This window comes from Frankia sp. R82 (assembly GCF_023716925.1).
Classification (GTDB): domain Bacteria; phylum Actinomycetota; class Actinomycetes; order Frankiales; family Frankiaceae; genus Frankia.
Window position 1 is genome coordinate 1 of record NZ_JAMQQG010000069.1, and the last position, 12995, is coordinate 12995.

The 12995-nt window shown below is 71.0% G+C and carries 10 protein-coding genes and 1 pseudogene; 7 read left to right on the forward strand and 4 right to left on the reverse strand.

The window, feature by feature from the left end; translation table 11 throughout:
• The 3 genes and pseudogenes from ND747_RS13790 to ND747_RS13800 all read left to right on the forward strand — a co-directional run.
• Window positions 1-569: pseudogene (locus ND747_RS13790) on the forward strand (DNA primase); the annotation flags it as partial.
• A gap of 40 nt (window positions 570-609) precedes the next feature.
• On the forward strand, window positions 610-1788 hold the full coding sequence (locus ND747_RS13795; RefSeq protein ID WP_101834813.1) for an RNA polymerase sigma factor: 1179 nt from the start codon (window positions 610-612) through the stop codon (window positions 1786-1788).
• A 209-nt stretch (window positions 1789-1997) separates the two neighbouring features.
• Window positions 1998-2933, forward strand: a complete 936-nt coding sequence (locus ND747_RS13800) for a bifunctional 2-polyprenyl-6-hydroxyphenol methylase/3-demethylubiquinol 3-O-methyltransferase UbiG (RefSeq protein ID WP_251733969.1) — start codon at window positions 1998-2000, stop codon at window positions 2931-2933.
• Between the two features lie 277 nt (window positions 2934-3210).
• Here the strand turns inward: ND747_RS13800 and ND747_RS13805 are convergent, their stop codons facing one another.
• The 3 genes from ND747_RS13805 to ND747_RS13815 are packed head-to-tail and all read right to left on the reverse strand — an operon-like array spanning window position 3211 to window position 7072.
• Complete coding sequence (locus ND747_RS13805; RefSeq protein WP_251733971.1) at window positions 3211-4323, reverse strand: glycosyltransferase; 1113 nt, start codon at window positions 4321-4323, stop codon at window positions 3211-3213.
• Window positions 4320-5573 carry a glycosyltransferase family 4 protein gene (locus tag ND747_RS13810; protein ID WP_251733973.1) on the reverse strand — a complete coding sequence of 418 codons (1254 nt, stop codon included), beginning with the start codon at window positions 5571-5573 and terminating at the stop codon, window positions 4320-4322. The genes ND747_RS13805 and ND747_RS13810 overlap by 4 nt, the downstream gene beginning before the upstream one ends.
• 41 nt (window positions 5574-5614) lie before the next feature.
• On the reverse strand, window positions 5615-7072 hold the full coding sequence (locus tag ND747_RS13815; RefSeq protein WP_251733975.1) for an acyltransferase: 1458 nt from the start codon (window positions 7070-7072) through the stop codon (window positions 5615-5617).
• 163 nt (window positions 7073-7235) lie between these two features.
• Between ND747_RS13815 and ND747_RS13820 the strand changes: the two genes are divergently transcribed.
• Window positions 7236-8069: a bifunctional 2-polyprenyl-6-hydroxyphenol methylase/3-demethylubiquinol 3-O-methyltransferase UbiG gene (locus ND747_RS13820; RefSeq protein WP_251733977.1), complete on the forward strand. Its 834-nt coding sequence runs from the start codon at window positions 7236-7238 to the stop codon at window positions 8067-8069.
• Window positions 8070-8114: 45 nt separating this feature from the next.
• Here the strand turns inward: ND747_RS13820 and ND747_RS13825 are convergent, their stop codons facing one another.
• The gene (locus ND747_RS13825; protein ID WP_251733978.1) at window positions 8115-8993 is read right to left on the reverse strand and encodes a glycosyltransferase family 2 protein; all 879 of its coding nucleotides are present in this window, start codon (window positions 8991-8993) and stop codon (window positions 8115-8117) included.
• A gap of 220 nt (window positions 8994-9213) precedes the next feature.
• Here ND747_RS13825 and ND747_RS13830 point away from each other — a divergent pair, with 220 nt between their 5' ends.
• From ND747_RS13830 to ND747_RS13840, 3 genes are all read left to right on the forward strand, one after another.
• Window positions 9214-10161 (forward strand): class E sortase, encoded by a 948-nt coding sequence (locus ND747_RS13830; protein WP_251733980.1) that lies wholly within the window; start codon window positions 9214-9216, stop codon window positions 10159-10161.
• 21 nt (window positions 10162-10182) lie between these two features.
• On the forward strand, window positions 10183-10341 hold the full coding sequence (locus ND747_RS13835; protein WP_251733982.1) for a hypothetical protein: 159 nt from the start codon (window positions 10183-10185) through the stop codon (window positions 10339-10341).
• Window positions 10342-11256: 915 nt separating this feature from the next.
• Window positions 11257-12995 (forward strand): bifunctional diguanylate cyclase/phosphodiesterase (locus ND747_RS13840; protein ID WP_308204626.1); only part of this gene is annotated, 1739 nt, incomplete at its 3' end.

A 12995-nucleotide genomic window follows, 5' to 3' on the forward strand; every position in this document is an offset into this window, starting at 1 on the left:
CGGGTGGCGCGCGGGGTGGGCCGGGCGGATCCGCTGGCGTCGCCTCCGCCGCGGGCCCGCGGCGGGCGGGTACCGTCGACTCCGCCGACCCTGCCGCCGTCGTGGAGCGGGAGGCCCTCAAGCTCGCCATTCAGTACCCGGGGTTCGCGGCGGCGATGTTCGACCCGCTGCCCCCGGAGATGTTCACCGTTCCCGCGCATCGCGCCGTCCGTGAGCTCATCGCACGGCTCGGCGGGGTGCACGGGGGGCTGGCGAGAACCGGTGGCGTCGGTGCCTGGGTCGCCGAACTGTCGGCGGCGGCGACCGAGGAGGAGCTGCGGCGGGTCGTCACCGCCCTGGCCGTGGAAAGGGTGCTGTGGGACCGCGATGTTGATGATCGCTACGTCGACGAGCAGATGTCTCGCGTACAGGAGCTACATGTGACACGTCGGATCGCCGAGCTGAAGTCGCGGGTACAGCGGCTCAACGCGGCAACCGACACGGATGCCTTCAACCGTGCCTACGGTGAGCTGATCGCTTTGGAGCAGCACAAGCGTCAACTCCGGGAACGGGGCGTAGGTGCCGCGTAACCTGGGTCGATCCCGAGAAGGAAGTGACGAGATTCCGCCCATGAGTCCTACCGTCCTACCCCGCGAAGCCCAGGTGGACGAGGTCAAGGACCTCATTACCCGGGGCAAGGAGATCGGTTTCCTCACCACCGAGGATGTCTCGGTCGCCATCCAGGCGGCGGAGCTTCCCCCGGAGCAGGCCGAGACGGTGCTGCAGGTGCTCAACGACGAGGGCATCGAGGTGCTGGAAGCGGGGGGAGAGAACCCCGACGAGGCCGACCTGCTCGCCCGGCGCCGCCGGGAGGAGGAGGAACTCGCGCTCAAGGCCCCGACCTCCGACCCGGTACGCATGTACCTCAAGGAGATCGGCAAGGTCCCGCTGCTCACCGCGGAGGAGGAGGTCGACCTCGCCAAGCGGATCGAAGCGGGCCTGTTCGCCTCCGAGAAGCTCGCGGTGGCGACCAAGAAGACCTCGCCGCAGATGCGTCGGGACCTCGAGGCCATCGAGCGTGACGGTCAGATCGCCAAGCGCAAGCTGGTCGAGGCGAACCTGCGGCTGGTGGTGTCGATCGCCAAGCGGTACGTCGGGCGCGGCATGCTGTTCCTGGACCTGATCCAGGAGGGCAACCTCGGGCTGATCCGTGCGGTCGAGAAGTTCGACTACACCAAGGGCTACAAGTTCTCGACCTATGCCACCTGGTGGATCCGGCAGGCGATCACACGCGCCATCGCCGACCAGGCCCGCACCATCCGCATCCCGGTGCACATGGTCGAGACGATCAACAAGCTGATCCGCATCCAGCGGCAGCTCCTGCAGGACCTCGGCCGAGAGCCGAGCCCGGAGGAGATCGCCAAGGAAATGGATCTCACTCCGGACAAGGTCCGCGAGATTCTCAAGGTCTCCCAGGAGCCGGTCTCGCTGGAGACGCCGATCGGTGAGGAGGAGGACTCCCATCTCGGCGACTTCATCGAGGACTGCGACGCGGTCGTTCCCGTCGACGCGGCCAGCTTCATTCTGTTGCAGGAGCAGCTCGACTCGGTGCTGCACACCCTGTCCGACCGGGAGAAGAAAGTCATCCAGCTGCGTTTCGGCCTCACTGACGGTCACCCGCGCACGCTGGAGGAGGTCGGGCGCGAGTTCGGCGTCACCCGGGAGCGGATCCGCCAGATCGAGTCCAAGACGCTGTCCAAGCTGCGCCATCCGTCGCGCTCCCAGAAGCTGCGCGACTATCTGGAGTAGTCCGTCCAGTCCGTCCCGCGGCTGCCGGTCGGGCCGTCTGACGGCCGGCGGGGCGAGCCGCGACGGTCGTTGACCGTCGGTGTTCGCATTAATACTCTTGGTGATAGTCGGGTTAGATGATCTTCGATGGCCGTGGTCGCCATCGAGGCTCGTCGGTCCGGTGTGCGGTGGCACGTCCGGTGCCGCCGATGGCCGAGAGGACGGCGAGCATGCCCGACAGTCCATCCACCGTCGGTGGTCGGTTCCGCTCTCTGGCGGGATATGCCCTCGCAACGGCCGGTGCGCAGAACTTTCTGGGCGCCCGGTGGGTGCCGGTGCTTCTGGCGACGACGCCAGCCCGGTACCGCCGACGCATGGCCCTGCGGTTGCTGTCCTACAGCCCGCACTACTTCCAGCCTGGTGAGCACGACCGCAATGCCGCGGCCGAGCGCAACCTGCGTAGCCGGCAGGCCCTCGCCGACGATCTCCTCGGTCGTTACCTGCTTGCGGATGACGACGTCCTGGACGTCGGCTGCGGCCCGGGCTACCTCGCCGTCGCAGTCGCCCCGCGGGTACACGCCCTCACGGCAGTCGATGTCTCCCGTGGCGTGCTCGCGTGTGCCCGGGTACTGAACCCGGCGCCCAACCTGGAGTACCTCCTCGCCGAGGAGTTCCATCGCAGCGGTCGCGACGTCGACGTCGTCTACTGCATCGCCGTCGTCCAGCACCTCACCGACGAGGTCGTCGCGGCGGCGCTGCGTGACTGGCATGCGGCGCTGCGGCCGGGTGGTCGCCTGCTGCTGCATGTGGTGATCGACGATCCGGCGTGGCGGACCGAGCAGCAGTGGCGTGCCGAACGCGGCCTGGCCGGACGGCTGCGGCTGCGGTTCGCGCTCAACTGTTTCGGCCGGTCCGCCGACCAGGTGCGCCGGCTCGTCACCGAGGCCGGATTCGGCGACCTCGAGCTGATCCCGATGTCCACGCTGGTCGACGTCGAGGATGACGTCACCGGCCAGCACCTGGTCGTCGCCCGCCGCCACGACGTGGCCCCGCCCTGGCCGCCCACCCCGTCGCGGGGTCTTGCGGTCCATGTACCGGCGCAGGTCATGCCGCCCGGCCAGCTCGACACCCTCGAACGCCTCGGCCCCGACCCGCTCGACCGCTAGCGCGCTGTCCACGAGCGTTTCCGGTGGTGTCCGGGCGCTGCCGGAGTGGCTGCGGGCACCGTCCGTGGCCGTAGGCGGCTGTTGGTCACCGGTATTCGGCACTTGCCGTGACCGAGACTCCGGACTGCCCCGCTTCGTCGCCGACCGATGGCAGGACCGCGCTCCACGGGTCGCTGTAGTCGGCAAGACGAACACGAAGCGACCATGAGGACCTCTTTGGCTTCCACGCGTGGTCAAGGGTGGCTTCGACGGTCCACCGGACGTGGCCGGAGCCAGGTCAGCCGGCTGGGGACAGGCCGAGGAGCTGGTCGAAGTAGGGACCTCGGTCGAAGTGGCCGGCCTCGTCGGGCTTCAGCGCCCTCGACCGGGACGCCGCCTGGGCCGCGTGCATCGCCGCAGCGATGTCCTCGCCGGACTCCCGCTGGTAGCCGACCAGCGCGGGACCGGCTATCTCGCGGTTGTGGGCGCTGTCCCGGGCGATCACCGGCACGCCCATCCTGCGTCCCTCGGCCATCGGGTAACCGAACGACTCCAGTTCCAGCGGGAAGAAGATGCCGTCGCAGCGGGCCATCATGGCGATGACGACCTCGGCAGAGTGCTCGCCGACCAGTCGTAGCCGGGGATGGCAGGCCACCGCGGGATCCTCGAGCTGCTCGGCGCGGCCGGTGACGCTCAGGGTGGCGTCGATGCGGTGCGGCGGGCCGGCGAGGATGTCCAGCGCCGCGAGCCCCGCTCGCAGCCGTCCGGTCAGCAGTTTCTGCGGCAGGATCACCACCGGGCACAGAAAGTCCACCGCGGCACTGTCCCGATCCCGTGACCGCGCCGTATCCACGTGGTGCATCGCGTCCACCTGGTGTATCGCGTCCGGTGGAGTGACCGGGTTGAAGGCGACGGTCAGGCGATTGCGCACCGCCGGGACGTAGGTGGCGACCCGCTCGGCCATGCTCGTCGACGGGACGAAGATCCGGTCGGCTCGCAGCAGCGCGGCCCACACGACAGGGGCCTGGGCGTGCACCACGGGGCTGATCCGGCGGCCGAGCTGGCGGATCTCGTCGCGACGCAGGAAGTGCTGGGCGCCGTGGACGAGGACGTGCCGCTGCCGGCCGGCAGCCACGAACGACACGTTGTTCAGGGCCAGCGAGAGCTCGAACCGCCGGGTGCGGGTCTGCTCCCGCTCGCGTCGGAGCAGCCAGGCCGGGTCGAGCGTGCGATCGCGTCCGATGACCTGCAGGCCGGGCGGCTCCCGGTCGCGCAGGTAGAGATCGAACTCGTTGAGCAGGCGTTTCGCGCCACCGACCCGCCCCCCGGCGCAGTCAACGAGCAGGGACGTCCCGGCCGCGGCCCGTAGCGGCGCCGCGATGGTGGTGCGGGTGACGGGTGCGGCGCTCATGACGTCGACCTGGACGGTGGGGTGGCGGACCCGGACGGTGAGGCGTGGGTGGGGGTCGATCGGGATGGTGGGGTGGCGAGCCTGGCGGAGGAGGGCGGCCGGGTCGGTGGGGCGGAGCGGCCCGCGGGCTGGGCGGGCAGCTCGGGGGGATGGGCAGGGGTGGCCGGGCGTCCGGTCAGGGCGGTGAACACCTGGCGGGCGTAGTGGTCGGGGCGGGTGGCGGCCTCGGCCCACTCGGCGGCACGCCGTCCGGTGCGGGCCAGCCGGGCCCGGTCGGCGAGCATGCCGCGCAGCACCTCGGTGAGGGCAGCCGCGGACTCGTCGACCGGCGTCTGCCCGGTGACCCCGTCCTGGTAGGCGTCATGGCTGCCGCCGGAGGCGGGTCCGACCACCGCGCAGCCGGCGAGCTGTGCTTCCAGCAGCACGATGCCGTAGCCCTCGCCGCTGGCTGGACGGGTGCGGGTGGGGGTGTGGGTGCGGGTGCACAGGACGAACAGGTCCGCCGTCGCGTACAGCCGGGCGAGTTCCTCGTCGCCGGGGGATTCGACGACCTCGGTGTCGGGATGCGCGGACACCAGCTCGTGTAGCGCGCCCGGCGCCGGACCCTGACCGGCGAGAACGAGCCGCACCGGGCCGAGTTCGGCGCGGATGGCGGCGACCGCCTCCAGCAGCACCGCGGCGCCCTTGCCGGGCCAGTCGGCCAGTCGGAACACGCTGAGCATGGTGGGCACCGGCGGCAGCGGGCGGCGCCGGCTGGACTCGGCGAGCAGCGTCGTGCGCCAGGCCGGAGAGATCCCCGGCGGCAGAATCGGCGCCAGCCCGACCGTGGACAGGGCGCCCGAGCTGTACGAACTGATCGTCACCGGATGCAGCAGCGGATCGGCGCGCAGGATCGCCCGGTCCGCGGCGCGCAGGCTCCAGATGTCGGTGCCGTAGAACAGCACGGGACCGAACCGGGCCCGGGTCAGGCGCAGGGCCGCCGCGCCGACCGGGATCAGGTTGGCATGCCCGACCACGACGCTGTCGGCGGCGCCGAAGCGGCGTGCCGCGCCCAGCGCCCGACGGACGAACCGGGCCCGGTTGCCCGGGGTGGCGGGAATGCCCGGTTTCAGCATGTCAACCCTGGTCAGCTCGGCGCCGCCCGCGCGCAGCGTCTCCTCCACCGTGGTGAGGTAGCGCTCGATGCCGCCACCGAGCCCGCCGGAGAGAGTCAGGAGCAGGACACGGGCGGCGCGGTCGGCATCCGGCACCGGGGGGGAGGTCCGTCGAAGTAGCTGCACGGAAGGTGATGCTATTCATTATTCTGGTAGTCGTCCCGCGTCTTACCTCGTGTCATGGTGGCCGAGGGTGTCTGTGATATTGCGTAATGAGATTGCTCGGGGATGCTTGGGACCCGTCCGGTCGTGGCCGACCTCGCCGTCGACGCTCCAGCCGATCTCGCCGTCGCACGGTGGCGGGCGTGGGTGCCGCGGGTGCGGGCCCGGGGGGACCTGTGGCGCAGCGCCGGCGCCTCGACGAGATACCAGCTCGCCGTCGCGAGCACCACCGTGACCGCGACCGTCACCGGCAGGTACACCACGATCCCATGGCGGTGCAGGCCGTACACGGTGGCGAGCTGTTGGATGGGAAAGCCGTAGATGTAGAGCCCGTAGGACAGGTCCCGCCGGGTGCCCAGGCGATACAGCGGGACCCGGATGCCCAGGTAGGCGCACAGGTAGGCCAGTGGCAGCGCCGAGATCAGCGGCATGTCCCGGATGAAGTACGAGCCGACGAAGACGACGCCGGCAACCGCGGCGATCCGACCCGACACCGGGATGCGGTCGGCGTACAGGCACACGATGGACCCGGCGAGGAAGTTCAGTGCGAACCGGAACAGGTCCGGGGAGAGGTGGGCCGGCAGGATCCCGGCCGGCCCGAGGGCCTCGACGAGGGCAAGTCCCAGCGTGACCGCACCGATCACCAGCATCGGTCGGCGGCGCAGCAGCCCGACCAGGGCGAGCGCGAGGACGCCGAGGTAGCACTGCACCTCCCACCACAGCGACCACATCGAGCCGTCCCAGGCCAGCGGCATGCCGGAGCCGGGCGCCGGGAAGAAGGTGCCCTGCGGGGTGCCGCCGATGTCGTAGAAGCGCATCCGCACCAGCCCGTTGTCGGTGACGTAGCGCAACGCACTGTGCTGTCCGGTCAGCGGGTAGCCGTGCAGGGTGTGGTGCACGTGCAGCCAGCCCAGCGGGGCGATGACGAACGCGACGAGGACGAGACAGACCCAGAACCCCGGCAGGATGCGCAGCGCCCGGTGCCGGACAAACCTGCGCAGTGGCAGGCGACGCGCGCTGTAGGTAACAAGAAGGCCACTGATGGCGAAGAAGCCATCGAGCGCCACCGCGTCATACTCGTGTTTACCCAGGGCTGGAGTGTGGTGGCCGCTGAGCGCGAGTCCGTGCAGCAGCAGGACGACCCAGGCGAACATCAGACGCTGGGCGGACAGGCAGTTCGGACCGGTGAACACCCGCGCGAGGGTCTCGCGGCCGGCCAGGGCGGGCTGGCTGGCGGCGATAGCGGTGGCGGGGATGCCGGCGACGCTGGTGGAGGCGGGTGCTGTGGCCTGGTCAGCGCGGCGCGGACGGGGGATGAGCCACGCCACGCCCGAAGGGCCGTGAAGTGGGTCGGCGGGTGCGCCGGGTGTCGTTCCGCGCGTCGAGTCGCTGTCGGTATGCGGATTTCTGGGCGTTTCAATGCCCGATTCCATCGGAGCTCCTTTGGGACTGACACGGGCGCGGCGGTCGTGGTGTCGGTTGTGGTGGTGGTTGCTTCGGCCTGCCGGCGTCGCGCTGGCGTTACTCTAAGTGCACGCTCGCGTATGGCTGTGGGCTTGCGGGGTGTGCCGCGCCGACGGTGACAAGGAGTCGTCCATGGAGCTCGACCTGCGGTATCGCAATGGTGGCAATCCCGACCTGCTGGATCTCGTCGACATTCGGCCGGGCCGGGCACTGGACTGCGGCTGTGGCGCCGGGGACAACGCCCGGCTGCTGCGAGAACGTGGCTGGCAGGTAACCGGCGTGACCAACGACCCGTCCGAGCGGGCCGCCGCGGGGCGCGAGTGCGCCGATGTGGAGCTGGCCGACCTCGTGGACGGGCTGCCCTTCGCCCCGGACGGCTCCTACGAGCTTGTGGTGCTCTCGCACATCCTCGAGCACCTCGCCGATCCGGCACCACTGGTCGCCGAGGCCCGGCGGGTACTGGCGCCGGGCGGGCGGATCCTCGTCGCCCTGCCGAACGTACTGCACTACCGGCAACGGGCGAAGTTCCTGTTCGGCCACTTCGAGTACACCGAGACAGGTCTGATGGACACCACCCACCTGCGCTTTTTCACCGTGTCCACGGCGCGGCGGCTGCTGGTGAGCAGCGGACTGCGCATTCTGGCCGACGCCTCGACCGGCGGGTTGCCGTGGTGGCGCAGCCGGGAGTTCCTGCCGACGGGCTGGGTGCAGGGCGCCGACCAGTTCGTGCTGCGCCGCATGCCGAACCTGTACGCCTGGCAGTCGCTGTTCCTCGCCGCCTCGTCGAGCCCGGTGGCCGGGGTCCGGGCTGGCGTGGGCACGCCTGCGGGCGAGCGGGCCTGCGGGGCCGAGGTGCTGACGTCGGCTCCGGGGGGTGCGACTGCGCCTCGTCCACGGCGCAGTGCGGTGGACCCGGCCGCCGCCCCGGGCGTGCCCCGCTCTCCGGCGGCCCGCTGGGGCGGCTGAGCCATCCCGTCGGCTGGGGCCGTCCGGGGTGGGCTTATGGCTGGTTCAGAACCATGAGGTCCAGCGGGCGGCGCGGGGCTCGTCGGCGTGCGGCTCGCCGAGCGGGGGGATCGGACCGAGCCCGTCCAGCAGGCCGTGGCGGACCAGTGCGGAGGTGGTGAACCCACGTCCGCGCGCCAGGTCCAGGAGCAACGACCGGGGCAGCACGACGGCGGCGGAGGTTGCCGCGACCAGGGTCGTGCGCAGCCGCCAGCCGCGCAGCCGGGTGAACCACAGCCGGTTGCGCACGGCGTAGTATCCCCAGCCGCCCCGTGAGATGGTCGCGCTGCCGGTGTGCCAGGCGCGGGCGGGACTGAGCACGACGCTCCACCCGGCGTCCCGTACCCGGTAGCAGAAGTCGACGTCCTCAAAACCCAGGAAGTACCGGCCGTCGAACGGGATGCGGCGCAGCACGTCGGCCTTGATGAACATCACCGCGCCGGTGACCCAGTCGGCTTCGCAGGGACGGTCCTGCGGGGGGCGTCGGGCCCGCGGTGCGACCAGGACCGGGCTCAGTTTGGCGGCGCCGGACTGCAGGCCGTCCCCGTTGACCAGGGTCGGCGCGACCACACCGATGTTCGTGCCGCCGAGCAGGTGCAGACAGGCGGCGATCGTCGCGTCGTCGATCCGGATGTCGTTGTTCACCAGCAGGAACGCCTCGGCACCCGGATGGTCCCGGCAGGCGAGCGCGAAGCCGGCGCCGAACCCGAGGTTGCGCGGGGGAACCAGCCAGGCGGACGCGGCGGGCAGGCCCGGTGGGCGGGCGCTCTGGTCGTTGGCGACGACGGCAACCTGCGCGATGGACGAGCAGGCCTCGAGCCGCTCGGCGACGTCCACCGTGGGAGCGCTCGGACCCCAGTGGACGATGACGGCCACGGTCTTCATCGGGCCCCCTGGTGTGGTGCACGGATGGAACGGGGCGCACGGGAGGTGAGGTTTCCGTGCCTGACTGAAATCAGAGAGTAACAGAATCATCTCACCTTGTGAGGCAGGTTGGCGGTGTCGACGCTCCTTGTCGGGCGCCACGACCACGAGCCGCGAATGCTTACTCAGAGTAGTTGCCTGGTGGCATAGTCGGGCTGTGGCTGATGCGTCGTCAATCCCTGTGAGCGAGGATGGCCAGGCGGAGGACGGCTCGACCGCCGATACCGCCGATATCAGTGCTGGCGGTGCTGGCGGTGCTGGCGTGGGTCGGGCGGGATCGGGTGCGCCGGCCCAGCGCCAGTCGCTGGACGGGGGCGACCCGTCGGCGCCGGGTGACGGTTCCCCGTCGGGCGGCGAGCCCGAGGCGGGTGGCGGCCCGCTGCGCCGGCGGGTCCGCGGCCGGGGGCGGGAGGGCGGCCATGGCCGGGAGCGTCGGATCTGGGCGGGGCGGCTGGCACGCGGTCTTTCCGAACTTCTGATCACTGCCGGTGTCCTGGTCGGTCTGTTCCTCGGTTATCAGCTGTGGGTCACGGATCTGTTCGCCGCGCGGACCCAGGACCGGCTGCATCACCAGCTCGAACAGGCCTGGAGTCGGCCGACGCCGCCGGCCGTCGCGCCCGCGGCACCCCGGGTGACGCCGCTGCCCCCGCCGGTGGTGCCGCTGGGCGACGGCGTGGCGATTCTCCGGGTGCCCCGACTCGGCCGGGACTACGCACCCGTGGTCGTCCAGGGCGTTTCGGCTGCGGACCTGCGTCGAGGGCCAGGGCATATTCCCGGGACCGCGATGCCCGGCCAGGTCGGGAACTTTGTGGTCTCAGGGCATCGGACCACATATGGAAAACCTTTTAATAGGCTGGATGAATTGCGGGTTGGCGACGCCATCGTCGTCGAGGTACAGGATCGTTACTACACGTACCGAGTCTCCGGTTCCGAGGTTGTCACCCCAAATCGGGTAGACGTCACATATCCGGTGCCAAAGCATGCGGGTGCGACGCCGACGAAGAGTCTCATCACTTTGACAACCTGTCATCCGAAGTTTTCTGCCAGTCATCGGCTGGTCGTGTACGGGGAGCTGGTCGACACCACCGAGAAGTCCGCCGGCCTGCCGTCGGCGCTGACTGCCGGGTGAATCTGCGAGGAGTGACCGACGATGTACGCCTGGCTCTACCGCCACCTTCCTGGTTCGCGTCGGGCGCGGCCGTTGGTGGCCGCACTGCTACTGCTGGGAGTGGTGGTGCTGCTGATGTTCGTGGTCTTTCCCGCGGTGGAGGCGGTTCTCCCGAATGGCCGGGTGACTATGGGTAGTTGAGTGGGTCGAAAACTGCGATCTACTGGCCGTGGTGGACGGGCTGGCGGAGACCGGTTCCGCTTCCACCGATTCGCGAAATGGCCACAGCGTGGTCCTGTTCCAGGGGCGGGAAAGCCCTCGATGTTCCTTTGTGCTTTGGTCGACAGGCCTCCCGGGTCGGCATGCGGGACGTGCCCTGGCAGCTGGTCCGACGGCGGTGGAAAGTCGGGCATCGGATATCCTGCGGCCTGGGCGGCGATACGCTCGCAAAGTGTGGGCATCGGTGCCTGTGGTGTCGTGTCGACCGCACCCGGTGGAGGTGGTGGTGGTGCGCAAGCCAGGGCTCTGCCGGCCGACACGTGTGGTGTGGGTCCGCGGCAGGATCGTCTTCGGGGGAATTCCATGAAATGGCGGTATCAGAATGGGCGCTGGTCAGCGGTCCGCTTCGACGGCAGGCGGCGGGTATCGCACCAGCTGCGGACCTCTCGGCACACCGCCGCTCATGTGCGGCAAGGTGGTCTGACCGGTCGGGATCCGGCCAGTGATGCGCCTGGTCATGGGCATGCCGCTGGCGAGGGCGCCCTGCAGGCACGGCGGCCCGCGGTCGGGCCGGTCGACACCTGCGGGTCGGCGCTGGGCGCCGGGCCGCAGGTGGTGACCGGGCTGGCGGCTGTGGCGTCCGAGCAGGCTGTGGCGTCCGAGCAGGCTGTGGCATCCGAAGGGACGGGCACGACGGAAGGCGCCGGTGGGCCCGACGCCGGCGGGCCTGCCAAGGGCCGAGGGCCGGGCGGCGGCACCGGGTCGACGGCGGAACCAGAGCCCGCGGTTCCCGAGTCGGCGGCATCCGAGTCGGCGGAACCGGGAGCGAGGGCGTTTGGGCCGCAGGAGGGCGGGCGGTCGGCGACCCCAGCCGGGCGGATGGTGCGGGTCGGCTCGGTGGCGCGTGCAGCGCGCGGCGTTGTCCTCGCCGGTGTCCTGTTCATGGTGGTCGTCCTCGGGTGCAGTGTGGGTGCAGGTGTCCGGTCGGATGGTCCGGGGCTGGCCGCGAACGTGGTGTCGGCGCTGCTGGCGTCTCTGGTCACCTTCGTCCTGACCGCGGCCGCGTTCGGCTGTACCCGGCTGTTCGGGCGCCGGGGGCGCGAGGTTCGGCTCGGCGTGGGTGGCCCGCGTCCGGGTCGATCGGCGTCGGGGCTGGGGCTGGGGCTGGTGACACCGACCCGGGCCCGCTCGGGTGGTGGGTCCGGCTGGTGGCCGGCCGGCCGCGACGAACTCACCGGGCTGCCGGACCGCCGGCACCTGCTGGACGTCGCCGGCCGGTGGCTCTGCGGGGGAGGACACCGGTCCCGCGGGGTCGCCCCGGTCGGCCTGCTGCTGCTCGATCTCGACGGAATGCGGGACATCAACCTGGCGCTCGGTCACGAGCAGGGAGACCGCCTGCTCGTCACGGTCGGTCGGCGCCTGCGGGCCGCCCTGCCCCCGTCCACGCTGCTGGCCCGGGTGGACGGGGACGCGTTCGCCGTGCTGCTGCGCGGTGTCGACGCCGCCCGCTGCGAGCGGGTCGCCGCGGATCTGCGGGCCGCCCTCGAACCACCGGTGCTGCTCGCGGCCACGCCGGTGCGGCCCGATGCGAGCATCGGCATTGCCCGCTCCCCTCAGCACGGCCGCACACCGCTGGAACTGTTGCGGCATGCCGAGCAGGTCATGCACGCGCAGAAGCGGGCCCGGCACGGGCAGCCCGTGCATGGTCCCGTCTCGCCGAGAGTCGACCAGGCGCGCCTGCTGCTGCGCGCAGAGGTGCGCCAGGCGTTCGACCGCGGCCAGATCGAGGTGACCTACCAGCCTAAGGCGGACCTGCGCAGCGGCCGGATCAGCGGCGTCGAGGCGTTGGTGCGCTGGCGCCACCCGGTTGACGGGATGCGCGGACCGGGGACGTTCCTTGCCGAGGTGGACCGGGCCGGGCTGATGCCGAGACTCACCCGGCACGTGCTCGACCAGGCGCTGATCGACTGCGCGCGCTGGCGGGCCGGTGGGGCGTGCCTGACCGTCTCGGTGAACGTTCCCGCGTCCGTCATCGTCGAGACCTCTTTCGTCGACGTCGTGCGCACGGCCCTGGCCCGGCACCGGTTGCCGCCGTCGGCGCTGGTCATCGAGCTCACCGAGGACACCCTGGTGGAGGCCCGGGACGCGGCGCGGCGCACCCTGGCAGGACTGCGCCGCCACGGCGTGCGGGTCAGCCTCGACGACTACGGCACCGGCTTCTGCTCCCTGACCTACCTGCGGGAGCTGCCGGCGGACGAGGTGAAACTCGACCGCACCTTCCTGCGTGACCTGGACGCCGATCCGGTGGCCGCGGAGATCGTGCGGTCCACCGTCCGGCTCGCTCACGCCCTGCGGATGCGGATTGTCGCCGAAGGCGTCGAAACCCAGGCCTCCTGGCAGACCCTGGCCGACTGGCAATGTGACGAGGTCCAGGGTTTCTTCGTGGCCGGTCCGATGGCCGGTGACCGGATCGTCCTGTGGCTGGGCGAATGGGCCGCCCGGATCACCGCCAGGTCGGCCGTGGCCGACGCCGCCGCCGGTGCGCCGTCGCCGGTCACGTCCACCGCGCCCTCCGTCGCGTGGGCCACCCCGGCGGTCGCGGCCTCGGCGGTGGCCGGCCCGACGGGGCGGGCGAC

Coding starts and splice junctions, on each gene's coding strand:
- ND747_RS13800 (WP_251733969.1), top strand. CDS start 1,998: ATGCCCGACAGTCCATCCACCGTCGGTGGTCGGTTCCGCTCTCTGGCG.
- ND747_RS13835 (WP_251733982.1), top strand. CDS start 10,183: ATGTACGCCTGGCTCTACCGCCACCTTCCTGGTTCGCGTCGGGCGCGG.
- ND747_RS13805 (WP_251733971.1), bottom strand. CDS start 4,323: ATGAGCGCCGCACCCGTCACCCGCACCACCATCGCGGCGCCGCTACGG.
- ND747_RS13815 (WP_251733975.1), bottom strand. CDS start 7,072: ATGGAATCGGGCATTGAAACGCCCAGAAATCCGCATACCGACAGCGAC.
- ND747_RS13795 (WP_101834813.1), top strand. CDS start 610: ATGAGTCCTACCGTCCTACCCCGCGAAGCCCAGGTGGACGAGGTCAAG.
- ND747_RS13825 (WP_251733978.1), bottom strand. CDS start 8,993: ATGAAGACCGTGGCCGTCATCGTCCACTGGGGTCCGAGCGCTCCCACG.
- ND747_RS13820 (WP_251733977.1), top strand. CDS start 7,236: ATGGAGCTCGACCTGCGGTATCGCAATGGTGGCAATCCCGACCTGCTG.